At 35.4% G+C, this 16,807-nt stretch carries 17 protein-coding genes, 1 tRNA gene and 1 pseudogene; 12 read left to right on the top strand and 7 right to left on the bottom strand.

Features of this window, described 5'->3' with window-relative positions:
* The first annotated feature begins 367 nt into the window (after nt 1–367).
* The 3 genes from trxA (at nt 368) to EKM00_RS14455 (ending at nt 1,935) form a co-directional block, all read left to right on the top strand.
* Entirely contained in the window at nt 368–685 is a 318-nt protein-coding gene (gene trxA, locus EKM00_RS14445) for a thioredoxin (RefSeq protein WP_126454285.1), read from the top strand.
* A 163-nt stretch (nt 686–848) separates the two neighbouring features.
* Complete coding sequence (locus EKM00_RS14450) at nt 849–1,775, top strand: DUF58 domain-containing protein (RefSeq protein ID WP_126516663.1); 927 nt, start codon at nt 849–851, stop codon at nt 1,773–1,775.
* Between the two features lie 86 nt (nt 1,776–1,861).
* A tRNA-Asp gene (locus EKM00_RS14455) sits at nt 1,862–1,935 on the top strand.
* Nucleotides 1,936–2,153: 218 nt separating this feature from the next.
* On the opposite strand, the gene EKM00_RS14460 is transcribed toward EKM00_RS14455, so the two are convergent.
* Nucleotides 2,154–2,654 (bottom strand): DUF456 domain-containing protein, encoded by a 501-nt coding sequence (locus tag EKM00_RS14460; protein WP_126516664.1) that lies wholly within the window; start codon nt 2,652–2,654, stop codon nt 2,154–2,156.
* Between the two features lie 320 nt (nt 2,655–2,974).
* On the opposite strand from EKM00_RS14460, the gene EKM00_RS14465 reads away from it, so the two are divergent.
* Nucleotides 2,975–3,451, top strand: coding sequence for a hypothetical protein (locus tag EKM00_RS14465; protein WP_126457504.1), 477 nt, complete (start codon nt 2,975–2,977; stop codon nt 3,449–3,451).
* An 84-nt stretch (nt 3,452–3,535) separates the two neighbouring features.
* On the opposite strand, the gene EKM00_RS14470 is transcribed toward EKM00_RS14465, so the two are convergent.
* Together EKM00_RS14470 and EKM00_RS14475 are read right to left on the bottom strand one after the other, a co-directional pair.
* Nucleotides 3,536–4,636, bottom strand: coding sequence for a glycosyltransferase family 2 protein (locus EKM00_RS14470; RefSeq protein ID WP_126516665.1), 1,101 nt, complete (start codon nt 4,634–4,636; stop codon nt 3,536–3,538).
* Nucleotides 4,637–4,643: 7 nt separating this feature from the next.
* Entirely contained in the window at nt 4,644–5,630 is a 987-nt protein-coding gene (locus tag EKM00_RS14475; RefSeq protein ID WP_126516666.1) for a lysylphosphatidylglycerol synthase domain-containing protein, read from the bottom strand.
* A gap of 163 nt (nt 5,631–5,793) precedes the next feature.
* Here EKM00_RS14475 and ruvC point away from each other — a divergent pair, with 163 nt between their 5' ends.
* The 6 genes from ruvC to EKM00_RS14505 all read left to right on the top strand — a co-directional run bounded on the left by ruvC (nt 5,794) and on the right by EKM00_RS14505 (nt 10,156).
* Nucleotides 5,794–6,348, top strand: coding sequence for a crossover junction endodeoxyribonuclease RuvC (gene ruvC / locus EKM00_RS14480; protein ID WP_091203117.1), 555 nt, complete (start codon nt 5,794–5,796; stop codon nt 6,346–6,348).
* 105 nt (nt 6,349–6,453) lie between these two features.
* Nucleotides 6,454–6,825: a four helix bundle protein gene (locus EKM00_RS14485; protein ID WP_126516667.1), complete on the top strand. Its 372-nt coding sequence runs from the start codon at nt 6,454–6,456 to the stop codon at nt 6,823–6,825.
* 128 nt (nt 6,826–6,953) lie between these two features.
* Entirely contained in the window at nt 6,954–8,117 is a 1,164-nt protein-coding gene (hemW, locus tag EKM00_RS14490) for a radical SAM family heme chaperone HemW (protein ID WP_126516668.1), read from the top strand.
* 97 nt (nt 8,118–8,214) lie between these two features.
* Nucleotides 8,215–8,991 (top strand): cyclase family protein, encoded by a 777-nt coding sequence (locus EKM00_RS14495; protein WP_126516669.1) that lies wholly within the window; start codon nt 8,215–8,217, stop codon nt 8,989–8,991.
* Between the two features lie 14 nt (nt 8,992–9,005).
* A complete protein-coding gene (locus EKM00_RS14500; RefSeq protein WP_126516670.1) occupies nt 9,006–9,377 on the top strand; it encodes an MmcQ/YjbR family DNA-binding protein in 372 nt (123 codons plus the stop codon).
* A gap of 68 nt (nt 9,378–9,445) precedes the next feature.
* Nucleotides 9,446–10,156: a PH domain-containing protein gene (locus EKM00_RS14505; RefSeq protein WP_126516671.1), complete on the top strand. Its 711-nt coding sequence runs from the start codon at nt 9,446–9,448 to the stop codon at nt 10,154–10,156.
* A gap of 83 nt (nt 10,157–10,239) precedes the next feature.
* On the opposite strand, the pseudogene EKM00_RS14510 reads toward EKM00_RS14505, so the two are convergent.
* The 3 genes and pseudogenes from EKM00_RS14510 to EKM00_RS14520 form a co-directional block, all read right to left on the bottom strand.
* A pseudogene (locus EKM00_RS14510) lies at nt 10,240–11,080 on the bottom strand (DUF4407 domain-containing protein).
* A gap of 195 nt (nt 11,081–11,275) precedes the next feature.
* A complete protein-coding gene (gene pckA, locus EKM00_RS14515) occupies nt 11,276–12,877 on the bottom strand; it encodes a phosphoenolpyruvate carboxykinase (ATP) (protein ID WP_126516672.1) in 1,602 nt (533 codons plus the stop codon).
* Nucleotides 12,878–12,951: 74 nt separating this feature from the next.
* Nucleotides 12,952–13,344, bottom strand: a complete 393-nt coding sequence (locus EKM00_RS14520; RefSeq protein WP_126454261.1) for a DUF423 domain-containing protein — start codon at nt 13,342–13,344, stop codon at nt 12,952–12,954.
* Between the two features lie 226 nt (nt 13,345–13,570).
* Between EKM00_RS14520 and EKM00_RS14525 the strand changes: the two genes are divergently transcribed.
* Nucleotides 13,571–14,941 (top strand): saccharopine dehydrogenase family protein, encoded by a 1,371-nt coding sequence (locus EKM00_RS14525; protein WP_126516673.1) that lies wholly within the window; start codon nt 13,571–13,573, stop codon nt 14,939–14,941.
* Nucleotides 14,942–15,361: 420 nt separating this feature from the next.
* A complete protein-coding gene (locus EKM00_RS14530; protein WP_126516674.1) occupies nt 15,362–15,913 on the top strand; it encodes a zinc ribbon domain-containing protein in 552 nt (183 codons plus the stop codon).
* 187 nt (nt 15,914–16,100) lie between these two features.
* On the opposite strand, the gene EKM00_RS14535 is transcribed toward EKM00_RS14530, so the two are convergent.
* Nucleotides 16,101–16,807 (bottom strand): energy transducer TonB (locus tag EKM00_RS14535; protein ID WP_199734714.1); only part of this gene is annotated, 707 nt, incomplete at its 5' end.

The following is a 16,807-nucleotide window of genomic DNA, read 5'->3' on the forward strand; positions in this document are numbered from 1 at the left end:
GCAAAAACGTTTTTGCAAGTGTTTAATTAAATATTTTTATCTAATAATCTGTATCGGTTATTCAGGACAAGACAAAATATTTTGGTTTTCAGGAAACCCCTAGCCCTGATGGGAGCGGCATCTCCCGATTTAGAAAAACAAGGCTTTTTTAGCCGTAGTTTTTGTTAATTGGGAATACAGCGTACAGCAGGAAATAGCTCCAAATAAGTAATAAATGGAGGTACACTGAATGTCTTGAATAAGAATTGGCAATGTATTAATAGGTAAAACTAATTCAGGAATAGTGTTTGATTAGTTTTTAATTTCTAAATTTGTATTCTAGTTTTGAATTTTTAAAATTCAAACGATAAACTTTAAATAAAATAGTATGGCATTAGCAATAACAGACGCGAATTTTGAAGAATTAGTTTTGAAATCTGACAAACCGGTAATGGTGGACTTTTGGGCTGCTTGGTGTGGACCGTGTAGAATGGTAGGACCAATCATTGATGAATTGAGTACGGAATACGAAGGAAAAGTAGTTATAGGAAAAGTAGATGTGGATGCAAATCAAGAATTTGCTGCCAAATACGGAGTAAGAAATATACCAACTGTTTTGGTTTTTCACAACGGAGAAGTAGTAGGAAAGCAAGTAGGAGTTGCTCCAAAGCAAACCTACGCGGATAGTTTAGACGCATTGTTGTAATCAGTAGATTATGATTTATATAGGATCTGTACTGGATTCAGAGAAAAGGTTTGGCGAGAGTCAAGCCTTTTTTTTGTTTAAGCTGAATTTATTTCAGTTCCTAAATTGAGTTTCTGTAATAGTTTAATTTTTAAATCGTTCAATCTTTTAATATATTTGGGATATGAAGATCGAATCGCAAATAGAGAAAATTTCTAGTTTCCAGCATCTGGAATTGCTGGCGCATCAAGTTGTGGAAGGATTTATTTCTGGAATGCATAAAAGTCCGTTTCATGGATTTTCGGCTGAATTTGCGGAGCATAAAGTGTATAACGCAGGCGAAAGTACCAAACATATTGATTGGAAGTTGTTTGCCAAAACGGAACGCTTGTACGTCAAGCGATTTGAAGAAGAGACAAATTTGCGGTGTCATATTATCATTGATAATTCCTCATCGATGCATTATCCGAAATTGAAAGAGAATCAGAATTTTTTTGAGAATAAGATTGGTTTTTCAGTTTTGGCTTCGGCAGTATTAATGAATCTCTTGAAGAAGCAACGTGATGCTGTGGGACTAAGTGTGTTTTCGGACAGTTACGAGTACTACGCGCCTGAAAAAGGCAGTGATCGCCACCATCGAATGATTTTGAATGCGCTTGAAGGACTTTTAGAGAAATCTGCGACTACTAAAAGTACGGATACAATTACTTTCTTGCATCAAATAGCCGAGAAAATCCACCGCCGTTCGATGATTATTGTATTTACCGATATGTTTCAATCCGGTAATGAAAAAGCGCTGTTTGATGCCTTACAACATTTGAAACACAACAAGCATAAAGTGGTTTTGTTTCATGTTGTTGACAATAAAACAGAGCTTAATTTTGACTTTGATAACGCCCCGCGAAAGTTTATTGATATAGAAACAGGAGAGGAAGTAGCAGTTTTTGCCGATAATGTGAAGGAAGAATATGAAAAACAAGTAGAAATGTACTTCAAGAAGTTGGCTTTAACGTGCTCTCAAAACCGAATAAAGTACATTCCGGTGAGTGTGAATGAAAGTTTTGAAAAAATAGTACTGACGTACTTGGTTGAAAAACAAAACTTTGGGTGATAGTACGGTTTTTTATCAATTATTTTTTCAAAAAACACTTGCGTAAACGGAAATCTATTGTATCTTTGCCACCGCAATAACGCAGAGGTTTGGTAGTTCAGTTGGTTAGAATACATGCCTGTCACGCATGGGGTCGCGGGTTCGAGTCCCGTCCAGACCGCAATATTGGGGAAAGCCTTTCGTAACAGAAAGGCTTTTTTGCCCCTAAAAGGTTTTTAACGTTAGTTGTGTTGTTTGCTGCGAATTTGTAACTCGTAGCGGGTTTAGTAGTTAGACCAATGAAAAGCTTTCCACTTTGTGGATAGCTTTTTTGATTTAAATGTAGCAGGTTTGGTAGTTCAGTGGGTTAGCATACATGCCTTTCATTTCGTATTTCCCTTAAAATAACTCAGATTTATAATTCCATACAATCCACACAAACAATCCTAAATACATCACGCAAACCACAAATTTCATAAAGCTGGAGGCCAGAAACCCTATAAAGGAACCTGTAGCCGCTCTCAAAGCTCGATTAGGGTCTTTAAAATCGTAAATAAGTTCACCTATCACAGCACCAACAAAAGGGCCGATAATGAATCCAAAAGGGACAGGAGCAAGAATACCCACAATCAATCCGATGTTAGTGCCCCAAATACCATAGGAGCTTCCGCCAAATCGCTTAGTTCCTTTTGCCGGAATCACGTAATCTAAAACCGATAGGATCACGGTGATCAATAAAGTAATTCCTAAAATCCAATAATTTACTGGAACAGCATTTGTGAAATACAGTAATGCCAATCCAACCCAACTGATGCCAGGTCCGGGCAGAACCGGTAAAAAACTACCAAAAACGCCTAAAATCATACACATAAAACCAAGAACCAAAAGCAGTACATCCATGAATTTATTTTTACTAATTTTGAACACTCAAAAGTATTGAATTTTTATTTGAAAGAGTTTGATGCGCTTTTTTTGATTTTTTCGATAAAAAATCAGACCCAAACTCAGTATTGAATTAGGAGGAATTTTATAAATATACAATCCAAACTGCTGTTCTTTCAGATCGATTGGTGGCTTCGTATCCCGATCAAAAAGAAATTGCCGCTGCGATCAAAAAGAAATGGTTTGCTGAAAACTACGAAGATTATTTGCTTTCGAAAGCATCTCAAAAAAAATAATTGTATTTTTATAGAATATTAGTCCAATTCAAACACAAAACCTTGAAGCAGAATTACCTTTTTTTAGTATTTATATTTTTTAATTCCTGTCAATACTTAGACAAGCAAATTCCCTCGGAAAAAGAATTGTTGCAAAAGGAACTGAAATCCATCAACTGGAAAGAAGTCGATGAATACCCATCAGTAGTAGATTGTGAAAAAATAGAAGATAAAAAGCAACGCCAACAGTGTTTTTTTGATGTTTTAACCCAGCTGATTCAGGAGAAATTGAGTGTGGATACCCTTGCAATTCTTTATCCGGAACTGGATACGATTGAAGTTAAGGTCACGGTTTTTCCAAATGCAACGATGCAATTTGAGCCGCAGTTTCCCAAAGATTCCGTGGCTTATGACAAAATCAAAATTGACAGTATTCTTAAAGTTCGTTTAGTTGATTTTCCAAAAATTAACCCAGCTATCAAGCGCGGTATTCCCGTAAAAATACAATTTATTCTTCCGGTGATTCTCAAAGTAGAGTAGTTCTTAAAAGGATTTTCGAATGAAGAGTAGCTATTTTTGATTTCAGATTCCGTTAGTATTTACTTTTTGGCTCGGATCAGGATTCTAAAATCTTCTGCCTTTCCATTCGTATTTTCCAAACACAGAATACAAAGCCACGCTTGTACTAAAAAAAGGATAGAACAAACTGCTCAAAATCAAATAACGTATTTTGGTTTTGGTTAAAAAAGAGTTGGTTTCGTATATCAAAACAGCATCAACAAGAAATTTTAAAAGGAACAGTAAAACTATATTTAGAAACGGAATAACGCCCAACACCCAACACCCAGCGCCTATCACCAAACACAAATTCCCCGCAAATACTAACAGTCCCAATCCTTTCCCGAACGTACTTTGATAGGAACTTGTTTTAGAGGCCCAGCGAACGCGCTGATGGAATAATGATTTCCAATTGTTCAATGGCCTTGTGGTGACAATAGTATTTCGAGATTTTAGATAATGCACCTTTTCAGGGGATTTTGCAATCGCTTTTTGCAACAGGAACACATCGTCGCCACTGGCAATGCTGTCATTTCCTTCGAAGCCATTCAACGCTTGGAAAAAGCATTTCGTGTACGCAAAGTTGGCGCCGTTGCACATAAATCCTTTGTTAATACCAAAACTCCCAATGGTTGCGCCTTGTAAACTCGCCAAATCCAATTGCTGAAAATGATGCAAAAATGAATTGCCACAATCATACGTTACTGCCCCGGCAATCATCGCCACATCATGGAGCTGAATGTAATTGTCCAAGGTCAATAACCAGTTTTTATCAACTACACAATCGGCATCGGTGGTGATAATCCAGTCTGCATTTACAATTTGCATCGCATTTACAATTGCATCTTTCTTGGGTGAGTTTGAAATCCGAATGTTCTTTATTATCCGAACACGGAACACTGAGCATTCAACACGGAACACTTCTTCCGATTCATCGTCAACCAAAATCACTTCGAACAATTCCATCGGATAATTCAGCTTCGACAAACTGTCTAATAGAATGGGTAAATTTTCAGCTTCATTCCGAAAAGGAATGATAATTGAGAATTTTGTTTTTGGCTGTAAGCCAATATAATCAATTGTACTCACTTTAATGAGACCATAAATCAAAAGTCCAATAAAAACGGCATAAATCAAAAGCACCAAAAATAAAATATTTGTAATCATAATTATTTTAATAAGTTTTATCTCCTGCACCTTTATGGGGTTCCGAAGCTTTTGGGGGAGAGAGGATTTTAAAGTTCAACACATAATAAGTGCCAATTATTACAGGTAAAACCACATTCAAAAACCACATTAAAGTCGAAATGAAAATAACAATCCATTCATTTACACCTAAAATCCCAAAGAAATAAACCGCAACACTTCCTTTTACAGCAAAGTCTAAAAATTGAAAAGTAGGCAAGGAAGAAGCTAAGAAATAAACAGAGGAAATGGAGGCAATTAGGGTAAAATAAGGCAAATCAACATCAAAAGCCAGAAACAAAAAGTAGTATTGGTGCGAGAAAACGAGATAGCGACAAATACCCAAAAAGATATTTTTTTGATGAATGGGTTTTGGAATTTCATTAATCTTATGGATCAGTTTTTCGATCGAATACCCTTTGATAGTAACTTTTTTGGCTGAAAATAAAACAATGAAGAGAAGTATCAGAAATCCAAAAAGTAACGCTACTGTTTTTGTGGTAATCACATGGTACTGCGCATTAAAAAATAGCAATCCGAAAACTCCAAAAATAACGGTCAATATCATTTGGATTCCGTTGCAGATCAGATTTAAGAATATGACTTTTTTAGTGTTTAATTTATCAAAAAATAACGCTTTCCCGGCATATTCTCCAACTCCATTGGGTGTAAAAAGTCCAGCGGTTAATGCGCCAAGAACTTGTTTGGTTGCTGTTCCTACTGAGATTTCATGAATGAATTCAACTAAGTTTTGCCATTTCAAAATTTCAAAAAACCGATTTAAAACACTCAGTAGCAAAATAAAGGCGATTCCGCCAATAGACTGATTTTTCTGGAATAAAACGATGAATTTCTGCCAATCCAGTTTGTCATTATTAGCCAATTGATTGTAAATAAAATAAAACGCACCGCACACAATCAAAACTTTGATTAGAAGTACGAGGAATTGCTTAGTTTTGTGTGGAATTGTAATCATACCGCAAAGAAAAGAAAAAGTATTTTGAAAAAGCTATTTCACAAAGATTCACAAAGAAATTACTAAGCAGTGCAAAGTTTTTTGTTTGGTCGATTGTAAAATTAATCTTTGTGTACCTCTGTGTTCCCTTTGAGTATCTTTGTGGAATAAAAAACTAAAACTTTTGGCAAACGAGCGCATCATATTAGGAATTGACCCCGGAACGACGATTATGGGTTTTGGATTGATAAAAATTGTCAATAAAAAAATGGAGTTTTTGCAACTGAACGAATTGCAATTGTCCAAATACGACAATCATTATCAAAAACTCAAAATCATTTTTGAACGCACCATTGAGTTAATCGATACCCACAATCCAGACGAAATTGCGATTGAAGCGCCTTTCTTTGGTAAAAACGTACAATCGATGCTGAAGTTAGGACGCGCGCAAGGCGTGGCGATGGCAGCGGGACTTTCGAGAGATATTCCTATTACGGAGTACGAACCTAAGAAAATAAAAATGGCAATTACCGGTAACGGAAACGCCAGTAAAGAGCAAGTTGCCAAAATGCTACAGCAACTTTTAGGATTAAAAGAATTGCCTAAAAATCTTGACAGTACAGATGGATTAGCAGCTGCGGTTTGTCATTTTTTCAATTCCGGGAAAGTGGTGGGAGAGAAAAGTTATACGGGTTGGGATGCTTTTGTGAAACAAAACGAAGAACGAATAAAAAAGTGATCAGTGTTCAGTGCTTTAGTGTTCAGTTGTGTTGGACTGGGATGAGTAGTCAGTTTTCAGCAGTTTTAATTAAGTAAGAGTATTCCGTTTTTTAAATTGTATCATATGAAATTCCAAGATTTATTAGCCTATAAAAAATCATTTGCATTAGCAATGAAGATTTTTGAAATAACAAAATCATTTCCAAAGGAAGAAACCTATTCATTAACGGATCAAATTCGGCGTTCTTCAAGGAGTGTTCCTGCAACTATTGCCGAAGCCTATAGAAAGAGGATTTACCCTAAACATTTTTATAGTAAGTTGACCGATTCTGATGGAGAAAATTCAGAAACACAAGTGTGGTTAGAGTTTTCTGTGTCTTGTAAATATATTTCTGAAGCTATTTATCAGGAATTTATCTCTGAAAGTTTAGAAATCGGAAAACTTGTCAATTATATGATATTGAACCCTGAAAAGTTTGGAGTTAAAAAGGAGTGATTAGTGTTCAGTTTTTTAGTATTCAGTACATATATGATTACTAAATAACTGCTCACTGAACACTTTCTTAAGACTGAATACTAAAAATCTGACCACTGACCTCTTTCTTATAACGGAACACTAAATTAATGAGCGGAATCTACATTCATATCCCTTTTTGCAAGCAGGCGTGTCATTACTGCGATTTTCATTTTTCGACTTCGATGAAGAAGAAAGACGATATGGTTTTGGCTATTGCCAAAGAAATTCAAATACGTAAAAGCGAATTTAAAAACGAAATTGTCGAAACCATTTATTTTGGAGGAGGAACGCCAAGTGTTTTAACTTCAGCAGAAATTAATTTCCTGATTGCGGAAGTGTACAAATACTATTCTGTTTCAGATAATCCTGAAATTACACTGGAAGCCAATCCAGATGATTTGTCAAGTGAACGAATAATCGAATTGTCTAAAAGCAAAATTAATCGGCTAAGTATTGGGATTCAGTCGTTCTTTGAAGACGATTTACAATTGATGAACCGAGCTCATAATTCGGCGGAAGCCAGAAAATGTTTAGAAGTTGCTACTCAGTATTTTGACAACATTTCTCTCGATCTAATATACGGAATTCCGGACTCGAGCCAAAATGGCGAACAGGCGCAGCAAATGAGCAATGAGAAATGGAAACAAAACATTGAAACAGCATTGAGTTTTGGGATTCCACATATCTCGAGTTATGCTTTGACGGTAGAGCCTAAAACAGCGTTGAATAAACTGATACAAACAGGAAAAATTGCCGCGCCTAAAGATGATGTCGCGCAAGAGCACTTTGCTATTTTAATCGAAATGCTCGAAGCCAATGATTTTATTCACTACGAATTGTCAAATTTTGGGAAGGAAAACTATTTTTCGAAGAATAATTCAGCGTATTGGTTGGGAAAAAAATACATTGGTATCGGTCCTTCGGCGCACAGTTATGATGGAGTTTCGAGAAGTTGGAATATTTCTAATAATGCGCTGTATTTAAAATCCATACAAGAGGACAAGTTGCCCAACGAAATAGAAATTCTTTCAATTACGGACCGTTACAACGAATATGTTATGACAGGTTTACGAACGATTTGGGGTGTTTCATTGGATAGAATTGAAAGCGAATTCGGAAGTGGATATTTGGAATATTTGAACAATCAATCTCGAAAATTTCTTGATGATGATTTGCTTTTTATTGAAAATGGGATTTTAAAGCCAACCAAAAAAGGAAAGTTTTTGACGGATGGAATCGCATCGGATTTATTTTACTTAAATTTGGAGTAGTTTAAATCCGTCACAAAGAGGCGAACAAACAAAGAAATTCATGAAATTTCAGGGAATCTTTTTGTCTTTCTACTTTAGTGGCATAAAATAAATAAGTGTGCTAGCAACAATTCAACAAAATAATAGAACTTTCAAGGTCGATTTGGCAAAGCCCATAGATATTTCAATAGCACTGACCAATACGGATGAGAATCCTATTGCGTGGTATGTTGGCAAGCCTGTGATTGAACCGGTACGATTTGAGGAATGGATAGGGAAGGTTTCAGTAGGAATGTCCTCTACGAACTTCAATACGATTTCGTTCAATCCTCACGCACATGGCACCCATACGGAATGTTTAGGACATATTACACGTGAATTTTACAGTGTTAATGAATCTTTGAAGGAGTTTTTCTTTGTTTCAGAATTGATTTCAGTTGAATTTGAAGATCAAAAAGGGGATTTGGTAATTACTAAAGAAGCGGTAGCGCATGCTTTGCAAGGAATGGCTCCAGAAGCACTTGTTATCCGAACACTACCTAACAGCAGTGATAAAAAATCCAGAAAATATTCTCATACAAATCCACCCTATCTTAGTGAAGCGGCCGCTTTGTTTATTCGCGAAAACGGAATTCAGCATTTATTGATTGATTTGCCTAGTGTGGATAAAGAAAAAGATCAAGGGAAACTCTTAGCGCACAAAGCCTTTTGGAATGTTACGGATGTGAGTATTTTGAATATTGAAGCTCGGTTGAATGCCACGATTACTGAAATGATTTTTGTTGCGGATGTTGTTCCTGATGGAAGTTATTTATTGAATTTACAAATTGCCTCTTTTGAAAATGATGCGAGTCCGAGTAAGCCGGTTTTATATGCTTTTTTAAATGGTGAATAAAACAATTTCTTAAGATGAACTTAGAAACCTATTACGAATATTGTCATTCAAAAAAAGGGGTTACAGAACATTTTCCTTTTGACGAAGATACATTGGTGTTTAAAGTGGGTGGAAAAATGTTTGCATTGTCTTCTTTAAGTCAGTGGGAGAAAGGACAGCCATCAGTTAATTTAAAATGTGATCCAGAACGCGCTCAGGAATTGCGCGCTGAATATGAGGACATTCAACCGGGTTTTCACATGAGTAAAACCCATTGGAATACAGTTGCTGTAAATGAATCAGTTGCGGATGCATTACTCAAAGAGTTGGTGGATCATTCCTATGATTTGGTTTTCAAAAGTTTAACAAAGAAATTGCAGAGTGAAATTCAAGAATTAGTCAATTAGGCATTACTTTTGCGAATATATTTAGATTAAAATTATAAATACTTACTGAGATAAATTCAGCATATCACATGAAAGAACAATTTAAAAAGTTTTTAAACGAAGAACAAGACCCAAAAGCCATTGAAAAAATCGCTTCAAAACTTAGTGATTTATTGATGAAAAATGAAGAAATCGGATATATTGCTGTTCAAAAAAAACCAGCGATTACTGTTTTGCCGGATAGTATTGTGATGACGAATAAAAGAATTATCATTTGTCAGCCTAAAAATCTGGGACTTTCAATGAATTTTATTGATTACACTTGGGATGAGGTTGAAGGAACTTTTGTAAAAGAAAACATTCTGGGTTCTGAGTTTTCATTTACAACCAAAACAAATATGGAGGTTTCCATTGATTATATTCCTAAAATCCAAGCGCGTAAAATTTTTACGTATGCCAAAGAACAATTGGATATATTGAAAACAGGAGCAGTATTAAATGCAACACTTGTAGATGCAATTCCGTTTTCACCAATGGCAGAAGATGAAATTATTGAAGAAATGGAAACGGAAGAAGTGACTAATTTTGCTGAACTAATGCCTGTTTCACCAACTAATTTCACTGCTGAAAATCAAGATTTTGAAGAGTCTACAGTAATATCAAAAGACAAATCTTTAAGCGATTTATCGCAAGACGAACTTTTTGAAAAATTGCAGAATTATAAAAAATTACTAGATAACGGATTGATTTTGCAAGGCGAATATGATGCTTTCAAAAAAGAAATTTTAAGTTTTATGTAATTAGCCTTAATGCGGAAAGTTATAAAGTCAAAAGATATTTACTTCCTTTTGACTTTAGGACTTTAGGACTTTCGACTTTCGACTTAAAGTGTTCTTTTCTGCTTTTCTACAAAATTATTTGATTGTAATTCGAGCAAATCGGCAGCGTTTTTTCGTTGTAAATCATACAACTGTTTGTCTTGAGCAATGTCTCCGTACACTTTATCGTGCATCATCGCACTAGTTTTTACCAATAAAGAACGTTGGTATTTGTCTTGCTCGATTGTTGCTTTCAACGCTTTTCTATATCTTCTAATTTATAGTCGTATTCCCCTTTTGGAGATAAAAGTTTAGCAATAATAGGAGAAGTTTTAATGGCTAAAAATAGTAACATTATAAAGAACGAAGGCAGCCACGATAATTTATCCAAGGTATTGATTCGTGCCATTAGACCGTCAAATCCATCAATAATAGGTTGGGTTTCGGTAACTTTTTTGTTTAATCCGATTTAAAATAATGTACCACTTCCTTTTTGTTATTCAATGCCATCGCATTTTTCTATTTCAATAAAACGGTGTTGATTTCTTTCTCGAAGATTTTAATTTCTAATGGTTTCGAAATGACGATCGCAATGATTACCGCCAAAATAATTCGGGGAGTTGCCTGCAAAAATTTACTTCCAAATTGATCTCTTTTTCGAATAGTGGAAACAATAAAACGATCCAAATTAAATAGGAGTAAACTCCAAACGGTACCAAATGCGATTGCGGGATACATACTGTCAAAGACGGTAAACATTGCATACGAACTGGCAAGAAAAGCCATGACCGCAGTAAAGAAAACAGTGGCGCCAATACCTACATATTTGGTTTGTTCGCCTTCGGAACTGCCTACGAGTAGGTCTTTGTCTGAGCCGGAACACAGAATGAAAAATTGTTTTAACATAATTGATTTTTGATTGCTTCACCAGATTGCTATTCCGGCGCGGATGACTGATGAATATAAATTTAACGACAAAAAACGGATTGTGGTATAAATACTTGATAGGTATTCATTTATGGCTTTTTGTTACGGTTTGTCCTAAATAAAATAGAGCCGCTCTTTACGAACGGCTCTATTGGTTTTTGAATTAATAATACCTTATGTTAATGGTGCTCCTGCCATAATTTCGGCATTGGCAAATTCTTCAAATTTGGTGAAGTTGGCTTTAAATTTTTGAGCTAATTCTATTGCCTTTTTATCGTAAAGTTCTGGGTCTTCCCATGTATTTCTGGGATTTAGAATTTCGCTGGGAACATTTGGACAGGTTTGTGGTTTTGCAATTCCAAAAACGTGGTGGTTCTCATACGGTACATCGTTCAATTCTCCGTTTAATGCAGCGGTAATCATGGCACGGGTGTATTTTAATTTCATTCGGCTTCCTACTCCGTAAGGCCCACCAGTCCATCCTGTATTGATAAGCCAGACTTTTACATTGGCATCTTTCATTTTTTTAGTTAACATTTCAGCGTATCTTGTTGGGTGTAATGGCATAAATGGCGCTCCAAAACACGTCGAGAAATTGGGTTGAGGTTCTGTGATTCCTGCTTCGGTTCCTGCAACTTTTGCTGTGTATCCGGAGATGAAATAGTAGGCTGCTTGTCCCGGAGTTAGTAGTGCAATAGGAGGCAGAATCCCGTAAGCATCCGCGGTCAAAAAGAATATATTTTTAGGATTTTCTCCAATGGAACCTTGCTGAATATTATCAATATGAAAAATAGGATAACTTACTCTCGTGTTTTGTGTAATGGAAATATCCTCAAAATCAACGTCATTCGTATCTTTATTGATAATTACATTTTCCAGAATTGCTCCTTTTTTTATAGCGCGAAAAATGTCAGGTTCATTTTCTTCAGAAAGGTTGATGACTTTTGCATAGCACCCTCCTTCAAAATTGAAAACGGTATTTTCATTCGTCCATCCATGTTCATCGTCGCCAATTAGTTTTCTGTTAGGATCAGCTGATAAAGTTGTTTTTCCGGTTCCTGATAATCCAAAGAAGATAGCTGTATCACCATCTTTACCAACGTTGGCACTGCAATGCATTGGTAAGGTGTTTTTGAAAACTGGCAAAATGAAATTCAAGGCAGAGAAAATTCCTTTTTTCATTTCACCTGTATATCCAGTTCCGCCTATTAAAACTACTTTTCTGGTAAAGTCCAGGATTGCGAAATTGCTTTGGCGTGTTCCGTCTATAATTGGATCTGCCATAAAGCTAGGTACGCAAAGTAAAGTCCATTCGGGGTCGAAGTCTGCTAATTCCTCCATTTCAGGTCTTAAAAACATGTTGTAGCAAAATAAGTTGGCCCAAGCGGTTTCTGTCACTACTCTGACATTTAATCTGTAATTTTGGTCTGAACACACATAAGAATCTCTCACAAAAATTTCTTTGCCGGATAAATAAGCGGTAACCTTGTTGTATAATTTTTCAAAAGCTTCTGGCGAGAAAGGAATGTTTACTTTTCCCCACCACACTTCGTTTTCAGTGACGCTGTCTTTTACGATAAAACGATCCTGCGGAGATCTGCCTGTGTATTCTCCTGTGTTGACCGCTAGTGATCCACTTGAAACTTCGATTCCTTGGCCAGATTTGATGGTGATGTCGTGTAATTCATCGGGAGATAACTGGTAATGAATTTTTGCATTTTCAATTCCTAATTCTTTTAACGAAATCGATTGCGTGAAAAGTGTGTTATTGTCCATAAATATTTTGTTGTGTAGTTTGTTTTTATAGACTGCAAAAGTAGATATTAAATTTCAGATAGAATTTGTTTCGTCTAAATTTGTGACTTTTTATTTAAAATATTTGTCAATAAAACGCCCCAGGCCAGTATTAATAGGAGTCCGCCAATAGGAGTTATAAATCCAATGATGCTAAAATCAAACGAAGTAAGGGTGTTTGTTGCCAATAGATAAATGGAGCCAGAAAATAGAATTACACCTGAAAGCACTAAATTATAGAGCGTTTTTTTTGTTTTTTGAGAGAGGTCTTTCAGGAGTCCAAGAAACAATAAAAACAGTGCATGGTACATTTGATAGCGTACGCCTGTTTCAAAAGTATTTAATTGCTCAATAGACAGTACTTTTTTTAGGGCATGTGCGCCAAAAGCACCAAGAATTATTGCAATCATTCCCAGAATAGTTCCCGTTGTAAGTATCTTTTTGTCCATGATAATTATGTTTGATGCAAAAGTATTTCATATCTCCTAATTTTAAAAGTATTTGGCACGATACTTTCAAATGAACTTAATTTAACGGTACACTAAGCAGACTAATTTTTTATTTTTAAAACGTAAAAGAAAGAACGAAAAGAATAAAAGCTTTCTCAGTAAATTATTTTGAGTTATTTGTTATAAATACAACATTTTTGTATGTTTGTGTTATAAATAAATAAAAATGAGAACAATTTTAATCATCGGCGCGGGAAGATCAGCTTCATCTCTTATTCAATATCTTTTAGACAAATCCGAAAAAGAGAGGTTGCACCTTGTTATTGGTGATTTATCATTGGCTTTAGCTCAGCGTAAAACCAATAATCATAAAAACGCAACTGCAATATCTTTAGATATTTACGATAATGAGCAACGAAAAAAAGCGATTGAAAATGCCGATATTGTCATCTCGATGTTGCCCGCTCATTTGCACATCGAAGTGGCTAAAGATTGTATAATATATAAAAAGCATCTGGTTACCGCCTCTTATGTGAGCGATGCCATGCAGGAATTAGATGCTGCCGCCAAAGAAAACAATCTCATTTTCATGAATGAAATTGGGCTTGATCCTGGAATAGATCACATGAGTGCGATGAAAGTGATTGATGAAATTAAAGAAAAAGGCGGAGAAATGCTTCTTTTTGAATCTTTTTGTGGTGGACTCGTAGCGCCGGAATCCGACACGAATCTTTGGAATTATAAATTTACCTGGGCACCACGCAATGTGGTTCTAGCAGGTCAGGGCGGTGCTGCCAAATTTATTCAGGAAGGAACGTATAAATACATTCCGTATTGTAATTTGTTTCGTAGAACCGAGTTTTTACAAGTAGAAGGTTATGGTCGCTTTGAAGCCTATTCCAATCGGGATTCCTTGAAATACCGCAGTGTGTATGGCTTGGATAATGTACTGACTTTATACCGAGGAACGATACGTAGAGTTGGTTTTTCTAAAGCTTGGAATATGTTTGTACAATTAGGAATGACAGACGATAGTTACGTAATGGAGGATTCGGAGAACATGAGTTACAGAGAATACGTGAATTCTTTCTTGCCGTATCATCCCACGGATTCCGTGGAAATCAAGACTCGTTTGATTCTTAAGATTGATCAGGACGATATCATGTGGGACAAATTGTTGGAATTGGACTTGTTCAATCGCAATAAAATTGTAGGCTTGAAGAATGCCACTCCGGCACAAATTCTGGAAAAGATCTTGACTGATAGTTGGACGCTTCAGCAAGATGATAAAGATATGATTGTCATGTACCATAAATTTGGATACGAATTAAATGGCAAAAAAGAACAAATAGATTCCAAAATGGTTTGCATTGGGGATGATCAAACCTATACAGCCATGGCAAAAACAGTAGGCTTGCCTGTTGCAATGGCAACCTTATTAATACTGAATGGTAAGATTACAACTCCCGGAGTTCAATTACCGATTCGTAAGGAAGTTTATGTGCCTATTTTGAAAGAATTAGAGGAATACGGTGTAGTTTTCAAGGAACAATCCATGCCATATTTAGGATACAATCCTGATAAAGAGTTTAGTTAGTAGTTTGTTTTTAGATTTTTAGTTTGATAAATCCGCTCCTTTTGAAGCGGATTTGTTTTTTAAAATTCTTTATTTATGCTGAGCGTAGCCGAAGTATGGGCGTGACCCTGCAGTTGGCTTCGTCATTCCTCCTCGCCACTTTGGGTCAGGCTGTTCGCTTCAATCTTTGTGTTTTAAAGAAAAAACACAAAGGATTTTCACTGCCATCCCTCACGCAAAACATTCCATCGATGCGCCGTTTTTTTTTAAATAATTGTAAGAAAATTTTAATATATTTGGGAAATGTAAAGCGAAATAGACCTTCTTTAATCTAAAAAGATTTAGGTGTGTGTACGATAGCTTGTTTTGATTACATACAAGTTGGCAGGTAGACTCCGAAAAGTAACGTATGAATAGAAACATATATAAAAACAGAAATTTATGAAAACCATTTGTTCAAATTGTGAAGCTGAAAACGAAATAAATTCAAAATATTGTTCTGTTTGTGGTTATAAATTACCGATTTTAGAAAACCAAAACATGAAAACCGAAATTGAACATTTGAAAGTAATGAAGCCGAAAAAGAAACTTGATTTAAAAACTTTAATAGGAGTTGTTGTTGGAGTTGTCGTAGGGCTTTTTGTAACTCAATCGTTATTTCAACCATCAATTGATAAACAGCTCGCTGAAATGGCAAGTGTAATGAATAAAACTTGTCCAATGAATATTGACGAATATACAACTTTAAAAAATGTTGTTGCCCTACCTAACAAAACTGTTCAGTATAATTATATCTTAGTTGGAATTATAAAAGCTGAAGTGCAACTTGATACTGTGAAAAAATATGTTTTTCCAGGAGTTTTGCAAAACGTAAAAACTAATCCTCAAATGAAATTTTTCAGGGATAATAATGTAACATTAAATTATTATTACTCCGATAAAAATGGAGAATTTGTGACTCAATACGCTGTAAAACCCGAAATGTACGAATAGAAATAAGCCCACCTGCCAAACCTTGTTACTAGTGATTTGGGCAATTGGCTTACTTTGAAAATGGTTTTGTATTTGGGATGTTTTGCAAATTCGAAAATAGCTCTTAATTTAATTCCAAACTACTTGTAGAAAAGGAACCTTAGTCTAATAAATCCGCTCCTTTTGAAGCGGATTTCTTTTTTTACAATTAAGACTTTCCAGATTGTATAGTTATAGGTAAGCTATACATAACTCTAACAGGAACGCCGTTCATTTTTCCGGGAATCCATTTCGGGCATATTTTCAAAACACGTATGGCTTCTTCACCGGTTCCAAAACCAATATCTCGTATGTTTTTTATGTCGCTTAAACTGCCGTCTTTTTCTATTATAAAGGTGATGTATACCTTTCCTTTTAAGTTAGGTTGTTCTGGAGTTTTAAAATTATTGCCGACAAATTTGTAAAATTCTGATATTCCTCCGGGAAAATCTGGTTTTTCGGTTATTCCAGCAGTATTGTAGACTTCATTTTCCCCTTTTTGGACAAACTGATTTTCAGAATTGAATGTGTCTATTTCAATCACTTCTGCAGCTCCTTTGCTTAAAGTTGCCAGAAGTTCCTCGTTTGTAGGTAATTTTTTTTGTTTTGATAGGATAGAAGGTATAGCTCTCTTTTCGATAGGAGTTAGTTCATTGTATTTTTTTTCGCTTGCAATCTTTCCTTTTTCATCTTTAATTTTAAAAGTAGTTTTGTCGTAATACGTTTTAAATAAATTTTCAGATTTTTTAGGAGTAGTTTCTTTTTTTACATTGGTTTCCTGCGCAACGACTTTGGTACATATGTCTTGTCCTGAATAACCGATACAGATTATTAGATAAAAATATTTAATTAAACACTTGCAAAAACGTTTTTGCA

It is taken from the genome of Flavobacterium sp. RSP15 (assembly GCF_003968755.1).
Classification (GTDB): Bacteria; Bacteroidota; Bacteroidia; order Flavobacteriales; family Flavobacteriaceae; genus Flavobacterium.